The sequence below is a fragment of the Prosthecobacter sp. genome, from assembly GCF_044232965.1.
Lineage (GTDB): Bacteria > Verrucomicrobiota > Verrucomicrobiia > Verrucomicrobiales > Verrucomicrobiaceae > Prosthecobacter.
Genome location: NZ_JBIIKX010000068.1, coordinates 23835 through 30713 on the forward strand (window position 1 = coordinate 23835; position 6879 = coordinate 30713).

A 6879-nucleotide genomic window follows, 5' to 3' on the forward strand; every position below is an offset into this window, starting at 1 on the left:
CGACTCATGAACACGACAACACGCCGCCAATTCCTCCAAACCGCTGCCGGAGGCATCGGTGGGCTTGCTTTGACCTCGATGCTCGCACGCGGCGCGCAGCCGCATCACGCGGCGAGGGCGAAACGTGTGATTCAAATCTTCTGTCCCGGCGGCATGAGCCATGTGGACACGTTTGATTACAAGCCAGAGCTCATCAAACGCGCGGGTAAGCCCTTCGATCCTGATGGCAAGCTGCAGTTCTTCGCGTCGAAGCCCGGCAACTGCCAGCCGAGCTATTACCCCTTCAAACAACACGGCGAATGTGGTCGCTGGGTGAGCGATCTCTTTCCAAAACTCTCCACGCATGTCGATGACATGGCCTTCATCTACTCCATGCAGAGCAAGACCGCGCTGCACGGCCCCGGCTGTTTCATGATGAACACCGGTCAGACGCTGCCCGGCTTCCCCAGCATGGGCGCGTGGGTCACTTATGGCCTCGGCAGCGAGTGCGATAATCTGCCTTCCTTCGTCGTGCTGCCTGATCCGCGAGGACTCCCGCCCGGCGGCCCGATCAACTGGGGCGCGGGCTTCCTCCCCGCCGTGCATCAGGCGACCACGCTCGATGCCACAAACACCGAGCAACCCATCGCCGACCTTTTCCCGCCAAAGGACTTCACCACGCGCCAGCAAGATCAGCAGACACTCGGCTTCCTGCAAAAACTCAACGCAAAGCACCGAGCCACCCGCGCGGAAAACACCGAACTCGACGCCCGCATCGCCGCGTATGAAATGGCCGCGCGTCTTCAACTCAGCGCCCCCGAAGTCACCAACCTCAGCGGTGAAACCGAGCTCACCAAAAAACTCTACGCCATCGACGATCCCGAGATCGGCCCCTTTGGTCGCCAGTGCCTCATGGCGCGCCGACTCGCCGAACGCGGCGTGCGCTTCATTCAAATCTACTGCGGTGCTGAAAACACCACCGCCAAGAAAATCCGCCCGAACTGGGATAGCCACGAAGACCTCGTGCGTGACCACGGCTACTGGGGCGCCGTGCTCGACACTGGCGCGAGCGCATTACTCGCCGATCTCAAATCACGCGGCCTGCTGGAGGATACGCTCGTCATCTGCACCACCGAATTCGGCCGCCAGCCCGCGGCACAAGGCAGTGGCAAAGGTCGCGACCACAACGCCGGAGCCTTCACCGCCTGGATGGCTGGCGGTGGCATCAAGGGCGGCACCGGCTACGGCAGCACCGACGAACTTGGCTTCAAAGCCCTCGAAAACATCACTCACAGCTACGAACTCCACGCCACTGCGCTGCACTTGCTCGGTATAGACCACGAGAAGCTCACCTTCTATCACAACGGCCTCCAACAACGCCTCACCGGCCTCGAAGGGCATGGGGTGATCAAGGAACTGCTCGCGTAACTCACTCATCATTCATGCCACACATCGCCATCATCGACTGGCGCACCGCTCCGCAGGGCGATGCGGAGTCCGCCATCGAAAAAGCCATCATTGGCAGCGCGGTGAAAGTCACGCGGCATCTCTGCGACACCGACGCTGACCTGGATGACGAAATCGCCAGCGCGAATGCCATCATCATCTGGCACAACATGCCGCTGACGGCCCAAGGCATCGCCAAACTCAAGAATTGCCGCGCCATCATCCGCAACGGCGTCGGTTTCGACAGCGTGGACATCGCCGCAGCCCGTGAGCGCGGCATCGCTGTCTGCAATGTGCCCGATTACGGCACCGAGGAGGTAGCCGATCATGCCATCGCACTCGCCATGGCTTTGTGCCGCCAAATCCTGCCGCTCGATCAAGAGGCCAAACAACTCGGCTGGAACATCAAGATCGGCCCCAAGCTTCGCCGCCTCAGCACGCTCACGTTTGGCATCGTCGGCCTTGGCCGCATCGGCACCGCAACAGCGCTGCGGGCGAAGGCGCTCGGCTTCCGAGTCATCTTCCACGACCCGTATCTTCCGAACGGCGCGGACAAGGCCGTCGGGATCACACGCGTGCGCACACTCGATGAGCTTCTCACCCAAACCGATGTCTTGTCGCTGCATTGTCCGTTGAATGATGAAACGCGCCATCTCATCGCAGAGCGTGAGCTTGCGCTGCTCAAGCCGGGTGCCTTCGTCGTGAACACCGCCCGTGGAGCCGTCATCAAGAAGTCCGCCATTCTCGCCGCGCTCTACGAGGAGCGTCTTGCAGGCGCAGGCCTTGATGTGATCGAAGACGAGCCGCTGCGCAGCGAAGAAGAAGCCGCCGCGCCCAATCTCATCGCCACCTGCCATGCCGCCTTTTGCAGCGTGGAGTCGAAGATCGAGATGCGCAGCACCTCGGCCCGCATCGCGCTGGCGGCGGTGACCGGGGCGAAGCTCGAAAATGTCGTGAACGGCATCGAGTAACCACAATTCGTTGAGAAGTCGCGGAAGTGGCTGCGTTACCACGCACCGCCATGAAGTCTTTCCTCGCTGCTTTTTTTGCCATTGTTGTCTGTGCTACCGCGCAGCCGAAGTTCAACGTTCTGCATATCGTCTCGGACGATTTGAACACCTCGCTCGGTTGTTATGGGCACGGGCAGGTGAAGTCTCCGCACATCGACAAGCTCGCGGTCGCGGGCGTGCGGTTTGAGAAGGCGTATTGCCAGTTCCCGCTGTGCAATCCCAGCCGTGCGTCGTTCATGACCGGCATGCGTCCCGGCAGCACTAAGGTGTATGAAAACGCCACGCATTTCCGCAAAGCGCTGCCAGACGTGCTGAGCATTCCGCAGACCTTTTCGAAGGCGGGCGCGTTCTCAGCGCGGGTCGGCAAGCTCTACCACTACGGCGTGCCGACTCAGATCGGCACCAGCGGGCTGGATGACGAGCCGTCCTGGCAGCAGGTGGTCAATCCCATCGGGCATGACAAGAAGGTGGAGGATCAGATTCACACGCTCACGCGAGGCCAGTTCGGCGGCACGCTGAGCTGGTTCAATGATCCCTCCGAGGAGCCGCAGACCGACGCCGTGGGCGCGGCGGAGGCGATCAAGCTGCTCGAAGCAAAGAAAGACGGCCCGTTTTACCTCGCCGTTGGCTTTTACCGTCCGCACACGCCGTATGTGGCGCCGAAGAAATACTTTGAGCAGTATCCCATCGAAAAAATCCAGCTTCCCACCGGGCCGATGAAGGACGCGCCGGGCATTCCCACACAGGCGTATGCGAGCTACAAAAAGGAGCAGGACCAGCTCACCGATCCGCTGCGCAAGGAGATCCTCCAGGCCTACTTCGCCTCCACGACCTTCATGGATGATCAGGTCGGCGAGGTCGTGGCCGCGGTGGAGCGGCTTGGCCTGCGTGAGAAGACGGTGATCGTCTTCCACAGCGACCACGGTTATCACCTCGGCGACCACGGTTTGTGGCAGAAGCAAAGCCTGTGGGAGAACTCCGCGCATGTGCCGCTCATCATCAGCGTTCCTGGCAATGCGAACAACGGCAAGGCCTGCCCACGCACCGTCGAGCTCATCGACCTGCATGCCACGCTGGCGGATGTGTGCGGCCTGCCTTTGCCTCAGAGCGATGGCACGAGCCTGAAGCCGCTGCTGGAGAATCCGCAGGCCGCGTGGGAACGCCCTGCCTTCACCCAGGTCATGCGCGGTGGCATTCCCGGCACTGGCAATGGCCCTGGCAAAGGCCAGGGCAAGAAGGGGAAAGGCAAAGGTTCGATCGGCGTCAGCGTGCGCAATGAGCAGTTCCGCTACACCGAGTGGGACGAAGGCCGTCAGGGCGCGACTCTCTTCGACCTGCAAAACGATCCCCAGGAGGCCAAAGACCTCCTCAAAGACCCGGCGCATGCTGAAACGGTGGCGAAAATGAAGGCGATGCTCAGCGAATTGAAAAAGTAAGCCTGCAACCATGCGCCCCATCCTCTTGCTGGCATTCACCCTTGGAACGCTGAGCGCCGCCGAGCCGGTTCACGAAGCCTTTGACGCCAAATTTGACGCAAAGCGCTTCACCACGCCGATCCCGAACAAGAACACCGAGGTGCGCGATGGAGTGCTGTGGACTCGCGGCTCCAGCGGCGGGAAATATCCGCCGATGGTCTATCGACCGGTCGAAGGAAAGGACATGAGCATCTCCTTCCGCTATCGTCATCTTGGTGACGGCGGCTGGCTGTGGTTCTTTGTCGATGGCGATGACGGATTCGGCAGCGTGGATCACATGCTGCGCGTGAAACTGCTGCGAAACGCCGTGCAGATTGAGGTCGATGCCCACACGAAGGATCCGAATCATCCGCTTCTCCAAAAAGCGCGTCCGGCAGATGCCGTCAGCGTTGCGTTCCGCACCAACGAGCACTTTCCTGCTGAAAAAATCGACCTTGCTGGCAACACTTGGCGAACCGTGAAGATGGTCTTTGAAGGTGATTCCGTCGTGATCAGCATCGACGGCAGGCTATGGAGCCACCACCTCGTGCGGCCCAACTTCAACGCCGGAAAGCGCAAGCTGCTCTGGATGCAAAACGGCGGCGAACAGGGCATCGAGATCGACGACATCCATGTTGAGCCTGCGAATGCTCAATGACGGTGTTTTAGCGTGGTTCGTTGGCCCGCCGCCATGAATCGAGTTTGATCCTCAGTGCCTCTTTTTTGGCCTGATGGGCGGCAAGCTCGCTGAGATCGTGCAGCTCATGCGGGTCATTTTGCAGGTCGAAGAGCTGCTCGCGCTCTGCTTTGAGATAGAGCACGAATTTCCAGCGTTCATCGCAGATCATGCGTTGCGTGTCGGTGAACATGCCGGTGACGAAATCGTGAACGCGGCCGGTTTGATGCCGCAGCAACGACGCGAGGCTTTTTCCGGTCACTGTGCTGGGAATTTCGATGCCGCTGAGCTCACAGAACGTGGGGAAGAGATCGTGAAGCGTGACCAGGACCGCGCTGCGCTCGTTCTTCGGCAAGCCTGGGCCGCAGATGATGAGCGGGCTGCGGATGCTGTGCTCATACTGGTTCTGCTTGCCGAGCAGACCGTGGCTGCCGAGCGCAAGGCCCTGATCGGCGGTGAAGATGATAATCGTGTCGTCGGGCGCAGGCAGCGCGTCGAGGATGCGTCCGAGCTGCGCGTCGAGATCGGTGATCATGGCGTAATAAATCGCTAACTCCTCCCGCACATCGCTTTCGAGCCTCGGGGTAGTCAAAAGCTGCTCGTCACGTCCGTCGATGTTGCCGTGGTCGAAAGGGTGTTTGGCGACGAAATTGGTGGGCAGCGGCATTTTGGCTGGATCGTAGCGGTTTTTCATGCCCGCAGGCCACTGACGCGGATCGTGCGGGAAAGCGAAGTTCACATGCAACAGCCACGGTTTGCCCTTCGGCGCGGTTTGGATGGCATGGATCGCTCCATCGGCGATGTGACGGCTGTTGTCGGGTTGCAGGCCCACGCCTTTGTGGAGTTCGGCTTTGTTTTGATCATCTTTGAAGGTCCAGCCGCGATAACCGGTGAGCGGACGGCCACGATCATCGGTTTCCGGCTGCGTGATGCCTTTCCCGCCACCGCTGGAGTAAAGGCCGCTCGTTGTCGTGTAACCGCGCTGCATCGGATGGCCGTCGTTGTGCCATTTTCCCGTGTAGCAGGTGTGGTAGCCACTTTTTTGAAGTGTCCCGGCCAATGTGGCGAGTTTGGGGTCAATTGCGCCGCCGGGATACTTTGGCAGCGCCTTGAAAGCATGCGCACCGGTCAAAATCTGGGCGCGGCTGACGTGGCAGATCGGATAACCTGCATAGGCCCGAGTGAACGAAGTGCCGCGTGCGACGAGGCGGTCGAGGTTCGGCGTTTCGATCACCACATTGCCCAGCGCATGAATCGTGTCCGGTCGCTGATCATCGCTGACGATGAAGAGGATGTTCGGCGCGGCATGGGCAGACACCGCGCACAGCAGCAGAAGCAAAATCGAGCGCATGAGATGAGAACGGCCTGTTTCAGGCCACCCATCACGGTGCGACGACATTTTTCAGCGGATTGCCGCCACGCGCCGCACGCCAGAGCAACAGCGGCAGCCGCAGGACAAAGCTCACCATCAGCCGCGCGTGCATCCAGGTTAGCAGGAGGTTGTCACGCCCGTAGCGGAACTGTGAGACGCCGCCTTCCGCCGCTGTGAGGTAGCGCACATGCGTGGGCACGTTGATGGCGGGAACGCCCTGCCAGCAGATGCGCACGGCCACCTCCGTGTCGAAATCAAAGCGCCGGGCGAACCAGGTGCTGCGAAACGCGCGCAGCAGCGCCTGCACGGGATACACGCGCATGCCGAAGAGCGAGTCGCCGATGCCCCAGCAGAGCGTTTCGAGATTCGCCCACGCATTCGAGATGCGGCGGCCGCGCACGCGCAGCATCGGGGCCTCGGGGCCGAAGATCGGCTGGCCGAGCAGGGCAGCCTCCGGGTAGGCCTGGGCGAGCGCGATAAACTTCGGGATCGACTCGGGCGGATGCTGGCCGTCGGCATCCATCGTCAGCACATGCGTGTAGCCGGCTGCGGCTGCCTCCTCGGCACCGCGGCAGATGGCAGCGCCTTTGCCACGGTTCACCGGCTGTTTGATCAGGCGCAGGCCGGGATGCGCGGGCTGGAGCACCTCCACGGCCTTCTCACTGTCATCGGTGCTGCCGTCCAGCACCACCCACACTTCCGGCCAGTGCTCCAGCGCGTGTGCCACCGTGTCCGCCAGGAGGCGTCCGGTGTTGTAGCTGGGGATGAGGAGAAGAAGCTTCATGCGCCCTCGCAAGGGAGGCGTGATGGACACGAGGAAGCCTCCTGCCGCAAGCGCAAATCAACCCTGGTAGTAACTCACCCCATATCCGCTCACTCGGTTGTTTTCGACCCGTTGCTGAGCGCGGCCAGGCACACGGCCCGCAGTCGCTCGGTGAAATC

6 protein-coding genes are annotated in these 6879 nt (G+C 61.3%); 4 read left to right on the forward strand and 2 right to left on the reverse strand.

The features are described 5' to 3' along the window. Window positions 1-6 precede the first annotated feature (6 nt). Genes ACILSI_RS21525 through ACILSI_RS21540 form a run of 4 tightly spaced genes read left to right on the forward strand, consistent with a single transcriptional unit; the run spans window position 7 to window position 4547 of the window. Window positions 7-1407 carry a DUF1501 domain-containing protein gene (locus ACILSI_RS21525; RefSeq protein WP_395723981.1) on the forward strand — a complete coding sequence of 467 codons (1401 nt, stop codon included), beginning with the start codon at window positions 7-9 and terminating at the stop codon, window positions 1405-1407. 14 nt (window positions 1408-1421) lie between these two features. After that, window positions 1422-2396 (forward strand): C-terminal binding protein, encoded by a 975-nt coding sequence (locus tag ACILSI_RS21530; protein WP_395723982.1) that lies wholly within the window; start codon window positions 1422-1424, stop codon window positions 2394-2396. A gap of 50 nt (window positions 2397-2446) precedes the next feature. Then, window positions 2447-3871 (forward strand): sulfatase, encoded by a 1425-nt coding sequence (locus ACILSI_RS21535; protein ID WP_395723983.1) that lies wholly within the window; start codon window positions 2447-2449, stop codon window positions 3869-3871. 10 nt (window positions 3872-3881) lie between these two features. After that, complete coding sequence (locus ACILSI_RS21540) at window positions 3882-4547, forward strand: hypothetical protein (RefSeq protein WP_395723984.1); 666 nt, start codon at window positions 3882-3884, stop codon at window positions 4545-4547. Window positions 4548-4554: 7 nt separating this feature from the next. Here ACILSI_RS21540 and ACILSI_RS21545 read toward each other — a convergent pair whose 3' ends face one another. Both ACILSI_RS21545 and ACILSI_RS21550 read right to left on the reverse strand, forming a co-directional pair. After that, a complete protein-coding gene (locus ACILSI_RS21545) occupies window positions 4555-5916 on the reverse strand; it encodes a sulfatase-like hydrolase/transferase (RefSeq protein WP_395723985.1) in 1362 nt (453 codons plus the stop codon). Window positions 5917-5947: 31 nt separating this feature from the next. Continuing rightward, entirely contained in the window at window positions 5948-6721 is a 774-nt protein-coding gene (locus ACILSI_RS21550) for a glycosyltransferase family 2 protein (RefSeq protein ID WP_395723986.1), read from the reverse strand. Window positions 6722-6879: the final 158 nt, after the last annotated feature.

What these genes read in the sequence shown, in the direction of transcription:
- ACILSI_RS21550 (WP_395723986.1), bottom strand. Translation starts at nt 6,721, where the DNA reads ATGAAGCTTCTTCTCCTCATCCCCAGCTACAACACCGGACGCCTCCTG.
- ACILSI_RS21525 (WP_395723981.1), top strand. Translation starts at nt 7, where the DNA reads ATGAACACGACAACACGCCGCCAATTCCTCCAAACCGCTGCCGGAGGC.
- ACILSI_RS21545 (WP_395723985.1), bottom strand. Translation starts at nt 5,916, where the DNA reads ATGCGCTCGATTTTGCTTCTGCTGCTGTGCGCGGTGTCTGCCCATGCC.
- ACILSI_RS21530 (WP_395723982.1), top strand. Translation starts at nt 1,422, where the DNA reads ATGCCACACATCGCCATCATCGACTGGCGCACCGCTCCGCAGGGCGAT.
- ACILSI_RS21540 (WP_395723984.1), top strand. Translation starts at nt 3,882, where the DNA reads ATGCGCCCCATCCTCTTGCTGGCATTCACCCTTGGAACGCTGAGCGCC.
- ACILSI_RS21535 (WP_395723983.1), top strand. Translation starts at nt 2,447, where the DNA reads ATGAAGTCTTTCCTCGCTGCTTTTTTTGCCATTGTTGTCTGTGCTACC.